The sequence below is a fragment of the Microbacterium sp. MTN4-26 genome (assembly GCF_042846595.1).
Lineage (GTDB): Bacteria > Actinomycetota > Actinomycetes > Actinomycetales > Microbacteriaceae > Microbacterium > Microbacterium luteum.
Genome location: NZ_BTGO01000059.1, coordinates 1 through 446, shown reverse-complemented (window position 1 = coordinate 446; position 446 = coordinate 1). Strand labels below are relative to the sequence as shown.

The following is a 446-nucleotide window of genomic DNA, read 5'->3' as shown; positions in this document are numbered from 1 at the left end:
CAGGTCATCAACGCCCTGGCCGACAAGCTCCCCGAGCTGTGGGGCGGCTCGGCCGACCTCGCCGAGTCGAACCTCACCACCATCAAGAACGCCGCCTCGTTCATCCCGGCCGAGTGGTCCACCGACGAGTGGGACGGCAACCCGTACGGGCGGGTGCTGCACTTCGGCATCCGCGAGCACGCGATGGCCGCCATCATCAACGGCATCGTGCTGCACGGCCCCACCCGCGCGTTCGGCGGGACGTTCCTGATCTTCAGCGACTACATGCGCCCCGCGGTGCGTCTGGCCGCGCTGATGAACATCCCCTCGATCTTCGTCTGGACCCACGACTCCGTCGCCCTCGGAGAAGACGGCCCCACCCACCAGCCGATCGAGCAGCTCACCGCGCTGCGCGCCATCCCGAACCTCGCCGTGCTCCGCCCCGCCGATGCGAACGAGACCGCCGT

Annotated in this window: 1 pseudogene; it reads left to right on the top strand. The window is 69.3% G+C overall.

Features of this window, described 5'->3' with window-relative positions:
* Positions 1-446 (top strand): annotated as a pseudogene (locus ACGG9C_RS17075) (transketolase); the annotation flags it as partial.